17 protein-coding genes and 1 other RNA gene are annotated in these 16,843 nt (G+C 62.8%); 8 read left to right on the top strand and 10 right to left on the bottom strand.

Features of this window, described 5'->3' with window-relative positions:
- The first annotated feature begins 46 nt into the window (after positions 1–46).
- From HV675_RS10640 to HV675_RS10630, 3 genes are all read left to right on the top strand, one after another.
- On the top strand, positions 47–397 hold the full coding sequence (locus tag HV675_RS10640) for a hypothetical protein (protein WP_175110863.1): 351 nt from the start codon (positions 47–49) through the stop codon (positions 395–397).
- A 211-nt stretch (positions 398–608) separates the two neighbouring features.
- Complete coding sequence (locus HV675_RS10635; protein ID WP_175110862.1) at positions 609–1,733, top strand: aminotransferase class I/II-fold pyridoxal phosphate-dependent enzyme; 1,125 nt, start codon at positions 609–611, stop codon at positions 1,731–1,733.
- Positions 1,734–1,946: 213 nt separating this feature from the next.
- The gene (locus tag HV675_RS10630; protein WP_175110861.1) at positions 1,947–3,320 is read left to right on the top strand and encodes a DUF1996 domain-containing protein; all 1,374 of its coding nucleotides are present in this window, start codon (positions 1,947–1,949) and stop codon (positions 3,318–3,320) included.
- 92 nt (positions 3,321–3,412) lie between these two features.
- Here HV675_RS10630 and HV675_RS10625 read toward each other — a convergent pair whose 3' ends face one another.
- Genes HV675_RS10625 through lptF form a run of 3 tightly spaced genes read right to left on the bottom strand, consistent with a single transcriptional unit; the run spans position 3,413 to position 6,138 of the window.
- On the bottom strand, positions 3,413–3,805 hold the full coding sequence (locus HV675_RS10625) for a sirohydrochlorin chelatase (RefSeq protein ID WP_175110860.1): 393 nt from the start codon (positions 3,803–3,805) through the stop codon (positions 3,413–3,415).
- A 56-nt stretch (positions 3,806–3,861) separates the two neighbouring features.
- On the bottom strand, positions 3,862–5,010 hold the full coding sequence (gene lptG, locus HV675_RS10620) for an LPS export ABC transporter permease LptG (protein WP_175110859.1): 1,149 nt from the start codon (positions 5,008–5,010) through the stop codon (positions 3,862–3,864).
- 3 nt (positions 5,011–5,013) lie between these two features.
- A complete protein-coding gene (gene lptF, locus HV675_RS10615) occupies positions 5,014–6,138 on the bottom strand; it encodes an LPS export ABC transporter permease LptF (protein ID WP_175110858.1) in 1,125 nt (374 codons plus the stop codon).
- A 134-nt stretch (positions 6,139–6,272) separates the two neighbouring features.
- Between lptF and HV675_RS10610 the strand changes: the two genes are divergently transcribed.
- The 3 genes from HV675_RS10610 to HV675_RS10600 all read left to right on the top strand — a co-directional run bounded on the left by HV675_RS10610 (position 6,273) and on the right by HV675_RS10600 (position 8,779).
- Positions 6,273–7,784, top strand: coding sequence for a leucyl aminopeptidase (locus HV675_RS10610; RefSeq protein WP_175110857.1), 1,512 nt, complete (start codon positions 6,273–6,275; stop codon positions 7,782–7,784).
- Positions 7,785–7,791: 7 nt separating this feature from the next.
- Positions 7,792–8,208 carry a DNA polymerase III subunit chi gene (locus HV675_RS10605; RefSeq protein WP_175110856.1) on the top strand — a complete coding sequence of 139 codons (417 nt, stop codon included), beginning with the start codon at positions 7,792–7,794 and terminating at the stop codon, positions 8,206–8,208.
- A 109-nt stretch (positions 8,209–8,317) separates the two neighbouring features.
- Positions 8,318–8,779 (top strand): DUF2486 family protein, encoded by a 462-nt coding sequence (locus HV675_RS10600; protein ID WP_175110855.1) that lies wholly within the window; start codon positions 8,318–8,320, stop codon positions 8,777–8,779.
- Between the two features lie 52 nt (positions 8,780–8,831).
- On the opposite strand, the gene HV675_RS10595 is transcribed toward HV675_RS10600, so the two are convergent.
- Complete coding sequence (locus tag HV675_RS10595; RefSeq protein WP_175110854.1) at positions 8,832–9,167, bottom strand: c-type cytochrome; 336 nt, start codon at positions 9,165–9,167, stop codon at positions 8,832–8,834.
- 252 nt (positions 9,168–9,419) lie between these two features.
- Complete coding sequence (gene ilvD, locus HV675_RS10590; RefSeq protein WP_175110853.1) at positions 9,420–11,093, bottom strand: dihydroxy-acid dehydratase; 1,674 nt, start codon at positions 11,091–11,093, stop codon at positions 9,420–9,422.
- A 235-nt stretch (positions 11,094–11,328) separates the two neighbouring features.
- Between ilvD and HV675_RS10585 the strand changes: the two genes are divergently transcribed.
- Both HV675_RS10585 and lgt read left to right on the top strand, forming a co-directional pair.
- Positions 11,329–12,291 (top strand): LysR family transcriptional regulator, encoded by a 963-nt coding sequence (locus HV675_RS10585; protein WP_175110852.1) that lies wholly within the window; start codon positions 11,329–11,331, stop codon positions 12,289–12,291.
- 226 nt (positions 12,292–12,517) lie between these two features.
- Positions 12,518–13,423 carry a prolipoprotein diacylglyceryl transferase gene (gene lgt, locus HV675_RS10580; RefSeq protein WP_175110851.1) on the top strand — a complete coding sequence of 302 codons (906 nt, stop codon included), beginning with the start codon at positions 12,518–12,520 and terminating at the stop codon, positions 13,421–13,423.
- Between the two features lie 276 nt (positions 13,424–13,699).
- On the opposite strand, the gene HV675_RS10575 is transcribed toward lgt, so the two are convergent.
- The 5 genes from HV675_RS10575 to HV675_RS10555 all read right to left on the bottom strand — a co-directional run bounded on the left by HV675_RS10575 (position 13,700) and on the right by HV675_RS10555 (position 16,274).
- A complete protein-coding gene (locus HV675_RS10575; protein ID WP_175110850.1) occupies positions 13,700–14,434 on the bottom strand; it encodes an SIMPL domain-containing protein in 735 nt (244 codons plus the stop codon).
- A gap of 295 nt (positions 14,435–14,729) precedes the next feature.
- Complete coding sequence (locus HV675_RS10570; RefSeq protein ID WP_175110849.1) at positions 14,730–15,200, bottom strand: EVE domain-containing protein; 471 nt, start codon at positions 15,198–15,200, stop codon at positions 14,730–14,732.
- A gap of 114 nt (positions 15,201–15,314) precedes the next feature.
- A non-coding RNA gene (gene ssrS, locus HV675_RS10565) (6S RNA) lies at positions 15,315–15,496 on the bottom strand.
- 104 nt (positions 15,497–15,600) lie between these two features.
- Complete coding sequence (locus HV675_RS10560) at positions 15,601–15,915, bottom strand: cell division protein ZapA (RefSeq protein WP_175110848.1); 315 nt, start codon at positions 15,913–15,915, stop codon at positions 15,601–15,603.
- Positions 15,912–16,274, bottom strand: coding sequence for an ATPase (locus tag HV675_RS10555; RefSeq protein ID WP_175110847.1), 363 nt, complete (start codon positions 16,272–16,274; stop codon positions 15,912–15,914). The genes HV675_RS10560 and HV675_RS10555 overlap by 4 nt, the downstream gene beginning before the upstream one ends.
- Positions 16,275–16,843: the final 569 nt, after the last annotated feature.

The following is a 16,843-nucleotide window of genomic DNA, read 5'->3' as shown; positions in this document are numbered from 1 at the left end:
AACTCCCAACTGGGTGAACCGGGCGTTCTCATCAGCGGAGGTGCCTATGACCAGACCAACCCCAGTCGTTACCGTTCAGACGCTCACACGCGAGCAACTCGAGAAGCGCATCGCGCTCCTTGAACGCGTGAACCGTACGTCGATCAATCACGCGGATCAGTACAGCAAGCAGATGGCGAGAGTCGGCGCGTTGGCGCGTGCAGTAAGGCGTGCGGGCGTGACGTTGTCGGATCGCATTGCGTTGGTGGAAGCGCTCGAGGTACTGGCCGATCAAGCGCAAACTGAAGCGACGCTCGACAAGGATTGCATCGAATGGGTGTGCGCGTGTCCGCCGGAAGAATGGGATGAAATGGACGCGGAATTGAATGCAACGCCTGCCGCGGCAACTCAGCACTGACCGTAAGGACGCGCATAAGCGTTGCTAAGTTTGGTTAAGAAAATGTAGCTTCTCTTACCCGACCACCGCCAGCACACTACGCGTTTCAGACGTCAGGCCCTTCGATAAATCACTCGAAGGGCCGATCGGCAATGCGGCAGTGTGGATCCAACCGGACGACGCATTGCAAATTTCCGCCCGATCCGCACGACCCATTCCTCGAGTCCCCGACATGAAGCTGACCCCCTTCAAGCTCGAACGCTACTTCGCCGAGCACGAGTTCACCGCCCGATACCTGTTGTGCAGTTCGGATCCGGAGTCGATGTCGGTCAGCGAATTGCTGGCTTATGAACCCGGTTCATCCGAAGGGCTGGAGCAAACCTGGCTCGGTTACACGGAATATCCGGGCGCCCCGGCGCTGCGCGCCGAGCTCGCAAAGCAGCTTTACACGTTGACCGGCGCCGATCAGATCATTGTTCACACCGGCGCACAGGAAGCGATCTACTCGTTCATGAACACGATGTTCGCGCCCGGCGACCACCTGATCGTGCACATGCCCGGTTATCAATCGCACTATTCAATCGCGCAAGATCGTGGCCTCGCCGTGACGCCTTGGATGGCTCGCGAATCGGCCGGCTGGTCGCTCGATCTCGACGAACTTACCCAGCTGCTGCGCCCCGAAACGAAAGCACTGGTGGTGTGCTTCCCGCACAACCCGACCGGATATCTGCCTTCGGCGGATCAGTTCAACGCGATCATTGACTTCGCACGCCACCACAATCTGCTGCTATTCAGCGACGAGGTCTACCGGGGTCTCGAACTCGACCCGGCGCAACGGCTGCCCGCTGCGTGCGATGTTTATGAACGGGCGATATCGCTGGGCGCGCTCGCGAAGTCGCACGGCCTTGCGGGGTTGCGCATCGGCTGGATCGCGACGCGCGACCGTGAAGTGTTACAGCGCATGAGCACATTCAAGGACTATCTGACGATCAGCAACAGCGCGCCGAGCGAATATCTCGCGACGATCGCAGTCCGTCACACCGCCGCGATGACCCGCCGCGCCACTGACATCACCCGCGCGAATTTGCAGTTACTGGATGCGTTTTTTGCACGCCACGAAAAGACGTTTGAATGGCGTAAGCCGCGAGCTGGAACGATTGCATTCCCGCGTTTGAAGAATACGTCGGCGCATGAATTCTGCGAGAGACTGCTCAAGCAAACCGGCGTCTTGCTGCTGCCGAGCACACTGCTTGACCACGGCGACGCGAATTTCCGCATCGGCTTCGGCCGCAAGAACCTGCCGCAGATTCTGCCCATGGTCGACGACTACCTCAAAAACCTCGGCGGCGCCCGCTAGGCGCGAAGACAATGAGTTGCGACGTCAATCCGCGCCACTTCAATTACCTTATTTAACCATTCATGGCTATTCGATTTAACCATTTGTGATCTTTTCGTTTTGAAACATCAACACTTTATTCTTTGAGTGGACTGATTACATTGAAAACACGGACAAATTGAATTACTCATATATCTGACGCGCCTGAACTCGGGTTTCCCGAAGGAGCCGATGATGAGAGACAAAAAAATCTCCGTGCTGGTTTTTATGCTTTACGCCGGATTGTTTGGCTACATCGCGCCGGGTTACGCCGGCGGCCAGTTTGAAGTTCACTGCACCTATTCGCACACCAAACCCGACGACTCGATCGTATGGCCGAATGCGCCGGGGCGGGCAATGGTGCACGACTTCTTCGGCAACACCGGCACCGACGCCTACAGCGACTACAAGACTTTGAATGCCCACAAGGTCACCACCTGCGACGCGAAAGCGGACGTGTCCGCCTACTGGGCGCCGCAACTCAAGCGTGCATCCGGAATCATCGTGCCCGACTTCGCAAAGATCTACTACAAGAACGACCAGCCCGTTGTGCCGCTCAGTCCGATTCCGGCCGGCCTGCAATTGCTGGCGGGCGACCATATGGGAACCGGCCCGAAGCCGGAGATCAATTATCTGTGCCGCGGCGGCAAATACACGACGACCGCGCCCACCAATTGCCCGGTCGTGACCGATGACAAGGGCACTTTCGCGCAACTCGATATTTCGGTGCATTTCCCGGATTGCTGGAACGGCAAAAAAATAAAGCCGGATATGTCGAGCCCGCATGCCGCCTCAGCCATGATGAACTATAAGAGCGCAATGGACTACATGGCATATCGCAATGCCGACGGTACGTGTCCAAGCGGCTTTCCGGTGAAAATCCCCGAACTGCAACTGAACATCCAGTATTCGTTAGGGCAGGACCCGGACCTGTCGACGGCGCAGTTGTCGATGGACCCGATGATTGTCGACGGTGCCTCAGTACCGCAATGGGGTTCCCTCTATACGGCGCACGGGGATTTCATCGATGCATGGAAAATCGACAGCATGCAATATGCGATCGACAAATGCAGCAATGCCAATGTGGCTTGCGGCAACAACATTCCGCTCTATTATTCGCCCGCGACTGCGGATGGTTGGATCAATGCGGCGGGCGCCGCTACGACATCCGGCCCGTCTTTGCAGGTGGGGCCAGGAGACGTGATATTGATGAATTTCCCGACACCGGCCAATACGAGCGCTTACCCGTGGAGCGAAGTGGACCTGCAGACGCTTGGGCAAAACGTCACGAACACGAGCGCGGTGATGCTCGATCTGTACGGCGCGTCGACGAACTGGAACGACAGCAGTACACCGCCGACCCCCGCGAACTGCTCGACGCAGCATATCGGCGGCATCTATCTGGACAACGCGAGCAAATCGCGCCTTAGCGATGTGACCAGCTATGTCAAAGATGCGATTGCGTCCGGCGCGCCGGCGATCGGTATTTGCGTGCGCAACAACACCGGTACGACGGTCACGTTCTCGTCGAGAGAGGGGTCTTTCGCGCCGGCGCTTTTTCTTCGTTGACGGATAGTCGAACCTGTCGGACGGAGGGGCGCTGTGTGTTTGCGTCGCCGGCCAGGAGTCGCCCGCTTGTCCGCGTGAATCGCGACTCGGAGCTACACCTGCCGCAGGCAATACTGCGCAATCGCCTCGATGACCGTGTCATCTTCGCCGACCGGCGTCACGCAGCGAATGTCCACGCCCGGGTGCGCGGCGCGGCATTGATCGACGATTACCGGCAGGTCCTGGCGGATGTGACCGCCTTGCCCGAAGAATACCGGCACGACCGTGATGACCGTGCAGCCATGCGAGATCTGTTCGGCAACCGCTGTCGGCAAATCGGGTGTCATCAGTTCGAGAAACGCCAGTGCAACCGGCGCGCTGCCGCGCATGCCGCGCAACTTGTCCGCGAGCCGCTCGAACGGCTCCGCCCAGCGCGCGTCGCGCGCGCCATGCGCAAAGAGAACGATGCCTTGCGTGTTTGCCGAATCAGTCAGATCAGTTGCCATCACACGTCTCCCGACTGGCCAACACGGGGCCGCCGTGCCGCCAGGGCTACCCCCCGCTAATGCCGGTCAACCCACTTCAACCCCACCAGCCCCAACACCAGGTACACAAGCCCGGGGGTCGCGGCGGTCAGCGGAGCAGGCCAGGTATTCAGGTTGCCGATGTGCGAGAACAGCGTGTTGAAGAGCTGGAAGCTCATCCCGAGCATGATCCCGCCGAACACCTTCACCCCGACCACGCCCGCGCGCGTATGCAGATACGCGAACGGCAGCGACAGCACCAGCATCACGAACACCGCGAACGGATACAGCAGCTTACGCCACAGCGCGATTTCATAGCGCTGTGTGTCCTGATGGTTCTCGGTCAAATGCTGGATATAGCGGAACAGGTTGAACATCGACATCCGGTCGGGCGCCACCAGCAGCACCGACAGAATTTGCGGCGTCAGTTCCGAGCGTAGCGAGTATTCGGGCAGCGTGATCTGCTGCGCGCGATAGACCGGGTTCAGCGCGTCGGCCGGTGTCACACCGGCCGGCACGACATCGATCAGTTGCGTATCGGTGACGTCGGTCAGCTTCCAGTGGCCGGGCGGCTGAAACACGCCCGACTTCGCAATCCGCACATTCGAGAGCCGGAACTTCGAGTCGAACTCGTAGATGCGCACGTTGCTGATGGTTGCATCGGGCTTCAGTTCGCCGACGTTGACGAAGCGCGTGACCTGCTCGCCGTCGGCGCGCTCGGTGAGCGTGTCCTTCACCCACACGCCGGATTCGAAATTGCTCGACACCGACGAGCCGAGCGCCTCGAGCCGCACGCGCTCGGATAGCTGATCCGTATAAGGCCCGACGACTTCGCCGATCAGGTAGGTCAGCAACACGAGCGGCACGCCGATTTTCAGCAGCGAGCGCAGCGCCTGATTGGTCGCCAGCCCGGACACGCGGAAGATCGTGTATTCCGAGTTCGCGGCCATTTGCGCGAACACGTAAATCGAGCTGATCAGCGCCGCCACGGGAATGATTTCGTAGAAGCGCGACGGCGTTTGCAGCGCGACGCGCAGCACCGCATAACTGAAGTTGTAGTTGCCGCGGCCGACCGAGTTCAGTTCGTTGATCAGGTCGAAAAAGAAAAACAGACCGGAAAACGCGAACAGAATAAAAACAAACGACAGATAAACCTGACGCGCGAAATACCGCTCATAGATCCGCATCGGTCAGGCTCCCTGCGATTGCGACGATGAACTCGCGGCCGCCGAGCGGCTGAACATCGCCCGCGAGAACAGCGGCCGGTTGCGCACGCGCAGCCAGAAAATGAACGCGACGATCAGCGCGACCACGACGTGCAAGCCGACCAGTCCGACCGGGAACGACATTTTCCCTTGCTGGATCCACGACTGCACGACGTTCAGCACGTTCGAATACGTCAGATAGATCAGCACCGCCATCACGAGGTTGATCGTGCGGCTGCGGCGCGGGTTCTGATAGGCGAGCGGAATGGCGAGCATCATCAGGTTGATCGCGATCAGCGGCAACCCCGCGCGCCACGCGAATTCAGCGAGGTTGTCGCGCGTCGGGTTGCGTAGCAGTTCGAGGGTCGGCGTGCCGGTGGTGGTAGGCGTGCTGACCACTGGCTGGCTCTGGATCTTGATGCCGTAGCGCTGGAATTCCATGATGCGGAAATCCGGATGGCCGGGCTCGCCGTCGTAGCGGCGGCCGTTTTCGAGCACCACGAAGCGGTCGCCGTTCTTCTGCGTCTCGGTGTGGCCGAACTTCGACACGACCACGTTCACCTTGCCGTTCTCGGTGCTCGTCACGAACACGTTCTCGACGCGCGACTGGTCCGGCGACATCTTCTCGATGAAGAACACGCGGTGGCTCAACGGCGATTCGCGGAACTGGCCGGGCGCGAGCAGCGACACTTCGTCGCGTTGCTGGAAACGCGCGCGTATCAGCTTGTTCTGCTGGTTCGACCACGGCCAGCCGACGAACACGAAGAACATGATGAGGAGGATGATCGGCGTGGAAAACACCGCGATCGGCTTGATGAACTGCGCGAGACTCACGCCGGACGACAGCCAGACGACCATTTCCGAGTCGCGGTACCAGCGCGTGAGCACGAACAGGATGGACACGAATAGCGTCGCGACCAGCATGATCGCGAGGTAGCCGATCACGGTGAGGCCGATCAGCACCAGCACGTCGCGCGGATCGATCTCGCCCTGCGCGGCGAAGCCGACGATGCGAATCATCATCGTCGTCATCACGAGCGTCAGCAGGACCATGAACACGGCACCAGCCGTGTATGCCAGTTCGCGCTGGAGAGAGCGTTCAAAGATCATCGTTGATGAGGGGAGGGCGCGCCTGGCGGGGCGCCGTATGCGTAGTACGTGCCTCCGAAGCGACGGCCACGGGAAAAATAGCGGATAATTGCGGCTTTCATCCTAAGCCCAGATTTTATCCGAGGACAAGCGCGATGGACTTTAGCATAAAAGCCTGTGATTGGAGCAAAGGCTCGACCCAAGGGTTCCTGACGGGGAAATCCGATTGCATCGTGATCGGTGTGTTCGAATCGCAGACTTTGTCGGGCGCGGCGCTGGAAATCGACACCGCGACCAAAGGCCTCCTGACCCGCATCATCAAGGCGGGCGACATGGACGGCAAGAACGGCAGCACGTTGTTCCTGCATGAAGTGTCCGGCATCGGCGCATCGCGCGTGCTGCTGGTCGGTCTCGGCAAGCAGGATGGGTTCACGCAGAAGGCTTACGGCGACGCGGTGCGCGCCGCCTGGCGCGCAATCCTCGGCACGAAGATCGTGCAGATCACCTTCACGCTCGCGCAGGCGCCGATCAAGGAACGCTCGTCGGACTGGGCGGTGCGTGCGGCCATCCTCGCGCTGCGCGAACTCACCTACAAGTTCACGCAGATGAAGAGCAAACCGGATACCACCGCGCGCGCGTTGAAGCGCGTCGTGTTCAGCGTCGATCCGGCCGACGAGAAGCTCGCGAAACTCGCGGCGAAGCAGGGCGCGGCGCTCGCCAACGGCATGGACCTCACGCGCGACCTGGGCAACCTGCCGGGCAACGTCTGCACCCCGACCTATCTCGCGAACACCGCAAAGAAGCTTGCGAAGGACTGGAAACTGAAAGTCGACGTGCTCGGCCAGAAGCAGATGGAAGCGCTGAAGATGGGCTCGTTGCTGTCGGTCGCGAAAGGTTCGGTCGAGCCGCCGCAGTTCATCGTGCTGCAGTATCAGGGCGGCGCGGCCAAGGCGGCGCCGATCGTGCTGGTCGGCAAGGGCATCACGTTCGACACCGGCGGCATTTCGCTGAAGCCCGGCGACTCGATGGACGAAATGAAGTACGACATGTGCGGTGCGGGCGCGGTGCTCGGCACGCTGCGCGCGGTCGCCGAAATGGGCCTGAAGCTCAACGTGGTCGGCATCGTTCCGACCTGCGAGAACATGCCGTCGGGCACGGCCACCAAGCCGGGCGACATCGTCACCAGCATGTCGGGCACGACCATCGAAGTGCTGAACACGGACGCCGAGGGGCGCCTGATTCTCGCGGACGCGCTGACGTACGCGGAGCGCTTCAAGCCGGCCGCGGTGATCGACATCGCGACGCTGACGGGCGCCTGCATCATTGCGCTCGGTCATCACAACAGCGGCCTCTTCGCGAAGGACGACGCGCTCGCTGGCGAACTGCTCGACGCCGCGAAGGAAGCGGCGGACCCCGCGTGGCGCATGCCGCTCGACGACGAGTATCAGGACCTGCTGAAGTCGAATTTCGCGGATGTCGCGAACATCGGCGGGCGTGCGGCCGGCAGCGTGACCGCCGCGTGCTTCCTCGCGCGCTTTACCGAAGCGTATCCGTGGGCGCACCTCGATATCGCCGGCACCGCATCGAAGAGCGGCGCCGCGAAGGGCGCAACCGGCCGTCCGGTGCCGCTGCTGTCGCAGTTCCTGATCGACCGCGCTGCACAATAACGCGGGCATGACGCGCATCGACTTCCATTCGAACGTCGGCGACTCGCTGCTGTATGCGTGCCGCCTCGTGCGCAAGGCGTATCTGGCCGGCCAGCCGCTCGTCGTGCTGGCCGAGCCGCCGCGGCTGCGCGCGTTCGACGAGCAGCTGTGGACCTTCGCGCCGCTCGAGTTCATTCCGCATTGTGCGGCGGGCAGCGCGCTCGCCGCGGATACGCCGGTCGTGCTCGCGGCGAATCTCGACGACGCGCCGCATCATCAGATCCTGCTGAACCTCGGCGCCACGGTTCCCGCGCAGTTTGCGCGCTTCGAGCGGCTGCTCGAAGTGGTCGGCAATGCCACAGACGAACTCGCGGCGGGCCGCGAACGCTATCGCTTCTACCGCGATCGCGGCTATGCTCTGAACAACTACAAGCAGGGCGGCTGACAGGGCGGCTGACCCCGGGCCCACGAATTGCGGGCCGTGTGATGCTGATCACCCCGCCGGGCCGGGTTCTGGCTCATCGGTTCGTCCGACTTATTGACGGAGTGCACCTATGTCCCATCCGAACGATTCCTCTTCTCCCGAAACCGCCATTCCCGTCCTCGACGAAGTGATCGTTCAGGGCGATCCCGCGCAGGCGCGCGACATCCCGGAACTGTCGGACGTGGTGCCGGAGGAGCCGGCGTTTGTCACGCCGGCGGCTGCGCAGTCGCCGCATGTGCAACCTGCCGCGGCGGCCAGCGCACCCGCACCGGCGAGCGCCGCGCCGGTCGCACCGGATTACGACGCCGATCTGCTTGCCGAGCGGCTGCGCGGCCGGTTCGCAAGTTTTCTGACCGGCGAAGGGCGCACGCTGATCGAAGCGCGCTGCCGCGACACGTTTCAGGAGCACACCACGTGGCTCGTCAACCAGATCACGCGCGAAGTGGCGCTGGCGCTGGAAACGGAGGTGGCGGGCTGGATTCGCGAGGCGATTCGCGAAGAGTTGAAGCAGCGCGGCGACGGCGCGGCCTAGCCGCCGTTCGCAACGCGCCGCACGTTGGTGCCCGCCGTGAAATTCGCGCGGCTTATTTGAGCGTCAGAATCCAGCCGGCGAGTTGCGCGGCTTCGTCAGGCGTGACCTGCGTATTCGCGGGCATCGGCACTGCGCCCCAGACGCCTGCGCTGCCTTCGACGATCTTGCGGGCGAGGTAGGCGGACGCATCGCTGCGCGTCGCGTAGCGATCGGCGATGTCGTGCAGCGACGGCCCCATGAACTGCCGCTTGACCGAATGGCAACTCAGGCAGTTTTCCTGTTGCGCGAGCGCGAGGCCCGCGGATGTTTCCGCGCGCGCCGCCGGTCCCATCGACGCGCAAGCCAGCGCGTACACCAACCCCACTGCCGCATGCGACTTCGCTTTCATCGTGGTCTCCACCGGTAACGGTGCGTGGCGTTGTCGTGCGCGCGCAGGGATGTGGTCGTTGTGCTCGTACCGGGTGCTCCGCATTATAAAAGCAAAGGGCACACGCCTTATTCGCGTGTGCCCTTGCATGGGGTCTTTGCATGTGCCGCCCGGCGTCAGCCGGTGTGATTGGCGAGCGTGCGCCGGTTCGCCGCACGCGGCGGCGGCGCATCCATCCGCCGCCGATGGCCTTGCCTGCCTGTTGCGCAGCGCTTACCCGGTCACCGCACCCTTGTGCGCCGGCAGCGCAAGCGCCGCATACTTCGCCAGCACGCCGTGCGTATAACGCGGCTTCGGCTGCTGCCACGCGGCACGGCGGCGCTGCAGTTCAGCGTCGTCGACGTTCAGTTGCAGCAGCAGCCTGCGCGCATCGATCGTGATCGAATCGCCTTCCTGCACGAGCGCGATCGTGCCGCCGACAAACGCTTCCGGCGCAACATGGCCGACCACCATGCCCCACGTGCCGCCGGAAAAGCGGCCGTCGGTAATCAGCCCCACCGATTCGCCGAGCCCCTTGCCGATGATCGCCGACGTCGGCGCCAGCATTTCCGGCATGCCCGGGCCGCCTTGCGGGCCGAGGTAGCGCAGCACCAGCACGTCGCCGGCCTGAATGGTGTCGCCGAGAATCGCGTCCATCGCGCTTTGCTCGTCGTCGAACACGCGCGCAGGCCCGGTGATCACCGGGTTCTTCAGGCCGGTGATCTTCGCGACCGCGCCGTTCTCCGCGAGGTTGCCCTTCAGGATCGCGAGGTGGCCTTGCTCGTACAACGGCTTGTCGATCGGGAAGATCACCTGTTGATCGGCGCGCGGCTTCGACGGCACGTCCTTCAGTTCTTCGGCGAGCGTGCGGCCGGTGATCGTCAGGCAGTCGCCGTGCAGCAGGCCCGCGTCGAGCAGAATCTTCAGCACCTGCGGGATGCCGCCTGCCTGGTGCAGGTCGGTCGCGACATACTTGCCCGATGGCTTCAGGTCGCAGATGACGGGCACGCGCTGGCGAATCCGTTCGAAATCTTCGATGGTCCAGTCCACTTCCGCCGCATGCGCGATCGCGAGATAGTGCAGCACCGCGTTCGTCGAACCGCCGGTCGCCATGATCAGCGTGACCGCGTTCTCGATCGAGCGCTTCGTGATGATGTCGCGCGGCTTGATGTCCTGCTTCACCGCTTCGACGAGCACGCGCGCCGATTCGGCGGCCGAGTCGACCTTTTCCTGGTCCGGGTTGGCCATCGTCGACGAGTACAGCAGCGACATGCCGAGCGCTTCGAACGACGAGCTCATCGTGTTCGCGGTGTACATGCCGCCGCACGAGCCGGTGGTCGGGCACGCGTTCTGTTCGACCCCGGTGAAATCTTCTTCGGACATGCGGCCCGCGGTGAATTCGCCGACCGCCTCGAACGACGACACGATGGTCAGCGCCTGTCCCTTCCAGTTACCCGGCTTGATGGTGCCGCCGTATACGTAGATGCCCGGCACATTGATGCGCGCGAGGCCGATCATGCCGCCCGGCATGTTCTTGTCGCAGCCGCCGATCACGACGACGCCATCCATCCACTGCCCTTGCACGCAGGTCTCGATGCAGTCCGCGATCACTTCGCGCGAGACGAGCGAGTATTTCATCCCTTCGGTGCCCATCGACATGCCGTCGGAGATCGTCGGTGTGCCGAAGGTCTGCGGGTTCGCGTCGGCGCCCTTGATCGCGGCGACCGCGGCGTCCGCGAGGCGCTGCAGGCCGGCGTTGCACGGCGTGATGGTCGAGTGGCCGTTGGCGACGCCGATCATCGGCTTGTCGAAGTCTTCCTTCTTGTAGCCGATGGCGTAATACATCGAACGGTTCGGCGAACGGGCGACGCCTTGTGTGATGTGCTTCGAACGACGGTTGTACGACATGGGGATCTCCATCCGGTTTGTTGTGATCGGCGCACGCCGGGGCGGTACTTGCCCAGGTCCATGCAGTGTAGGCCGCGCGCGTCGAGCAAGAATGCAGTTTCGGCGAAGCACTGTCCAATATATTATTGAGGGCCGATTAGGTCGTAAAATGTATCAAGCGGGTTGCCGGGAGCTGTCGAGACACACGTCGAGAGACATCGGCGGGCTCTCGAACACCATCGATTCACCATTCCCAATGATTCCGTCCGTGCCCGATCTGCGCCAGTTGCGCTATTTCATCGCCGTTGCCGAAGAGAAGCACTTCGGCCGCGCGGCCGCGCGCCTGTCGATGACCCAGCCGCCGTTGTCGCAGGCGATTCGCGCGTTGGAAGAGACGCTCGGCGTCGAGCTGTTCGCGCGCACCAAGCGCTCGGTCGAGCTCACGCCGGTCGGCGCCGATCTGCTGCCGGAAGTGCGGCGGCTGCTCGCCAGTGCGGACGCGCTGCGGCCGCTGGCGCAGAGCCTCGCGCGCGGCGAGTCGGGTGGGTTGTCGCTGTCGTTCGTGTCGACCGCCGATTACGGCTTGCTGCCGCCGCTGTTGCGCGATTTCGGCGTGCGTCATCCGCGTGTGCGGCTGCAACTCGTCGAAGCGACGAGCGACGTGCAGTTCGAAGAACTGGTCGCGGGCGAGGCCGATGCCGGTCTCGTGATCGGGCCGCTGCCGCCGCGTTACGCGGCGCAGCTGTCGTGGCTGCCGATCGCGCATGAGCCGCTCATCATCGCGATGTCCACGCAGATGGCCGCGCGTATCGAAGCAGGCGAGCACGCCAAAGCGCCGCCGGCCGAATGGCGCGATGCGCCGATCAGCCTGCGCGATGCCGCCGATGCGCCGCTTGTGATCTTCCCGCGGCCTCTGGCGCCGGGCTTTTATGACATCATTATGGATTGCTACGGTGCCGCCGGCCTCACGCCGCACATCGGTCAGGAGGCGATCCAGATGCAGACGATCGTCAGCCTCGTGTCCGCGGGCATGGGCGTCGCACTGGTGCCGCAATCGTTGCGTAACCTGCGGCGCACGGGGGTCGTGTACCGGCCGTTGATCGAGGCGGTGCCGGCCATCGAAACGGGGCTCGTGTGGCGCACGCGGGCGGTCAGCCCGGTGCTGGCGGGCTTCATCGAGATTGCGCGCGCGCATGCGGCGGCATCGCGGTCGGTTTGAACCGTGCTTGCGAGGGTGCGCGCAAAGCTTCCAAACCGCTTGCGCGGTTTGCGCCGCGGGTGCGAATTGAGCGCTCAATGAACGGCCAATTGAAGGGGTCATTGAGCGCGTCATTGAGCGCCTCATTGAACGCCTGAGTGCGCCGGCCGCTCCAACGACACATCCGAAATCCGGATCCCCAAATCCGAACCTGTTAGAACCGAACACGAACACCGATAACCACACGATGCTCATTCACCCGAATTTCGATCCCGTCGCCATCCATCTGGGTCCGCTTGCCGTGCGCTGGTACGGCTTGATGTATCTCGTCGCATTTATTGCGGCGATCGTCATCGGCCGGTTGCGGCTGCGTCTACCGTACGTCGCCGCGCAAGGCTGGACCGTGAAGGACATCGACGACATGCTGTTTTACGGCGTGCTCGGCACGATCCTCGGCGGCCGGCTCGGCTATGTGCTGTTCTACAAGGCGAGCTTCTACTTCGCGCATCCGCTCGATATCTTCAAGGTATGGGAAGGCGGCATGTCGTTCCACGGCGGCTTTCTCGGCGTGGTGCTGGCCATGACCCTCTTCGCGTGGCAGCGTCATCGCACGTGGATGCAGGTGACGGACTTCGTCGCGCCGATGGTGCCGACGGGTCTTGCGGCCGGACGCCTCGGCAACTTTATCAACGGCGAGCTGTGGGGGCGGGTGACCGATCCGTCCGCGCCGTGGGCAATGCTGTTTCCGGGCGCCGCGACCGACGATGCCGCGTGGCTCGCGACGCATCCGGCGCAGGCCGCGCAATGGCACCTGAACGAAGTGTTCGCGCAATATCATCTGCTGCCGCGCCATCCGTCCGAGCTCTATGAAATCGCGCTCGAAGGCGTCGCGCTGTTCTTCGTGCTGTGGTTCTTCTCGCGCAAGCCGCGGCCGGTGGGCGCGATATCGGCGGTGTTTCTGGTTGGATATGGTCTCGCGCGCTTCACAGTGGAGTTCGCGCGCGAGCCCGATGACTTTCTCGGCTTGCTCGCGCTCGGCTTGTCGATGGGCCAGTGGCTGTCGCTGCCGATGATTATCGCGGGCATCGTGATGCTCGTCTGGTCGTATCGTCGCGCGGGACGGCAGGCGCAGCAGCCGGTGAGTGCGAGCTGAGTTTGCGGCGTGGGTGTCGAGCTCGCGTGCGCATGAGCAGGTTGCGCGTGTGAGCTCGACGTCGTTCGTTCGCGACTGACGGCAGGCAACTGACTGAGCGACTGACTGCGCGACAGCCGCCTCGCGGCACAACGGCACGCTTCGCTGCGCGCCGTCATCATCATGAAAATCGCCACGGCATGCCGTGGCGATTTTCGTTTCAATACGACGCGCGGAACCCGCGCTCGATGCGACGCGCGCAGTACGACGCACGCATCACGCACCACCAGGCGCGCGTCACTTCATCTGCACCGACCCCGAGACATTGACGGACACCGTCGACGTGCCGCCTTCGAGCGGCACCGGTGCGGCGACCTTCGCATCGGCGGACATCGCGCGTGCGCTCATCATCATCACCGGCCGCGGCGGGATCGATCCGCCATGGCCGACGTTGACTTCGCGGATCGTATAGCCGCTATAGCCGAACGCTTGCGCAGACGACGTAGCTTGCTGTCGGAACGACGTAATCGCCTCGCCGGTCAGCTTCTGCTCGGCCGCACGCTGCGCCTCCGGAGACAGCGAGAACGACACGTTGCCGACTTGCATCGTCGGCGCCATTTGTCCGGCGAGCTTCGAGGCGGCCGCGAAGTCGTGCGATTCGAGCACGACCTCCGTGCGCCCGCGCCACGCGGAGATGCGGCCATCGCGATCGGTCGACGGGAAGATCGAGAACGAACCGGTGCGCGCGGTCACGCCCGATACGCCCTTGGCCTTCTGCAACGCGGCGTCGGCACGCTGGTTCAGCGTGGTCGTCAACGACGACGGGTCGCTCGCTTCCTGTTCATAGAACAGCGTGATGTCGACGACATCCTGCGGCACTTCGGCGCTGGCCTGCGCATTGAGCGACAGCACGCCGGACGGCTGATAAGGCGCGATGGTTTGCGCGCGCGCCGCGCCCGATGCGAGTGTGAGCAGCAACGGCACAGCGCAGGTTCCGGCAAGCGTCCACGCAAGCCTGGTTTTTGTGATCATGAGTTCGACTCCTTGGTTAGGCGAGGGCGCTCGCGCTGACGATGGCGATAACGCGATGATGCGACGCGATGCATGCCGATGCGAGCTTGCAGATTCCTTGCGATCCCGTTAGGCGGTAACCTTGGCAATCTGGTTCCCGAACCGGACTGGAACAACCGCTCGACGACGCGCGCGATGCGCTGCGCCTGCTTGTGCGGGCGGGGCGGGCACGCACACATGACCGCCGGCGCGCACTTGCCGGCCGCAGCGATATCAGGCGATCAACGGACAATAGCGGCCCCGGCCCGCCATGGCATTACGCGACGGGCTTCGCGAGCCGCTTCGTAATGAATTTCCACTGTGCGTCGGTGACCGGCGTGATGGATAACCGGTTGCCCTTGGCGAGCACACGCATGTCCGCGAGTTCTTCGTGTGCGCGCAGCGCCGCGAGCGGAATCAGCTGCAGCTTCTTCCTGAACACGACGTCGACGAGCAACCAGCGCGGCGTTTCCTGCGACGACTTCGCGTCGTAGTACGGGCTCTTCGGGTCGAACTGGGTGGGGTCGGGATACGGCGTCGACGATACTTCAGCGAGCCCGGCGATGCCCGGTTCCGGGCAGCTCGAATGGTAGAACAGCACGCCGTCGCCGATGGTCATTCCGTCGCGCATGAAGTTGCGCGCCTGATAGTTGCGCACGCCGGTCCACGGCAGCGTGTGCGTGGGCGCGTTCGCGAGGTCGTCGATGCTTGCTTCGTCCGGTTCGGACTTCATTAGCCAGTAGCGCATGAATCGAATGGAACGTGAAGTTAAGGACACGCGGGACGTTGAGGAACAGCCGTGCCGTCGAAACGCAACGCCCAATGAAAAACGGCATCGGACCTTGTCCGATGCCGTTTGATATAGGTCCCCGCCTTAGCCGCTAGGCCGGCATCCTGAACCGGAGGTTCAGAATTGGTCGCAGTTAGCAGCACTTCGGGTACATCAGACAGAGTGACGCGCACGCCCGTGCTACAAATTTCCGCAACCGTGCACATGGCATTGGTTCAAGGAATATATGACCTTGGCGAACCAGGCAGGGAAGCTAAACCTGTTGAAGCTCAAACCGCTGAGACCGGACCGTAACCTGAACGATTGACCTGCGCGATCAACCCGATGACGGCCCTGCCTGAAGATGCTCTAAAGATGCTTACTGAGCGCTGTATTGCTCGATGACCGCGTCGAGCTGCTCATTCATTTGCGTCATTGTACGCCGGATTTCCTCGGCGGGAAACGATTCTCCATGGCGAATACTCGTTTGCAACTGAAGCAGTTCCGATGCCAGCGAAAGCGCCGCCATCACGGCGATCCGGTCCTGGCCGCGCACATTGCTGCTGGCGCGGATTTTGGTCATTTCAGCATCGACGCGTGCGACGCTTTCGAGCAGTTCGCCCTCGGTTTCCGGCGAGCAGGCAAGACGATACGACTGACCGAGAATCGACACTTCGATCTGCTTCGTGCTCATGCGTTTTCTCCGTGGCGGGTCACGTCGCTATGCGCGGTTTCGTGCTGATCGTGATGTTCGGGAGCGAGCAGGTCGAGTTGACTGTCCGGCTCGGCATGAGCACGCGCACGCGGCAGTTTTTCGAGGATCGCGTTGAGGCGCACCTGCGCGTCGTCGATCTTGGCCGACAATGTATCGCGTTCCGCCTGCAACGCATTGCGCTCGTCGCGAGTCTGCTCGAGTTCGGCGCGCGTGGCGTCGCATTCGGCACGCAGCTGGGCAAGCTGTGCCTCGAGCGTGACGCGCGCTTCCTGATGGCGCTGGCTGATCTGAATCAGGCGGCCGATGTTCTTTGATAGGGTTTCGAGTTCGGTGAGCATGAGCTGCGTCCTCTTAAGACCCCGGCATTTTAGCGCGGAATGCGCGGCGTTCGGGCATTTGTCTCGTTTCGAGACGTAACAGCAGCGCTTTACGCTGGTTTTGTGCGCATCGCGCGTAGCCGGCGCCGCGTATGCGACGCACAAAACGCTCTACGTCTACGTGTTTTTCGACGGCAACGCAGGCACGAACAGACGATTGTCCCGGGCTATGCCGGCTCAGCGAGCGCGTGGCGAGTGCTGCCCGTCGAGCGGTGCACGCGCGCAGGCGTGGTGTGCAAGCAGGGCGGCCGTGTCGTCTCTGAAGACCGCCGTCACAAGCAAGTCGCGGACCGTGATGTGCGAGCTGCACCCATATCGATCGCGCGGCGCGACGCATGAACGCGCACTGGTGCGAATCGTGGAGCACGTGGAGCACGTGCTGCGCCGCCGTCGTCGGCGCCGGATTTTGACGCTATCGACACGCTGATTCCAGACCCCGCTGCGTGAACAGCGCGTGCAGTGTGCGAATGGATCGCCGATCGGTTTGGCCTGCCGACCTCTGCTTGAGGCTTGAATTGCGAACGGCAGCG

Origin of the sequence: Paraburkholderia solisilvae, assembly GCF_902859875.1 — a bacterium.
Lineage (GTDB): Bacteria > Pseudomonadota > Gammaproteobacteria > Burkholderiales > Burkholderiaceae > Paraburkholderia > Paraburkholderia solisilvae.
The sequence above is the reverse complement of the archived record's forward strand: the minus strand, read 5'-3'. Positions and strand labels throughout refer to the sequence as shown.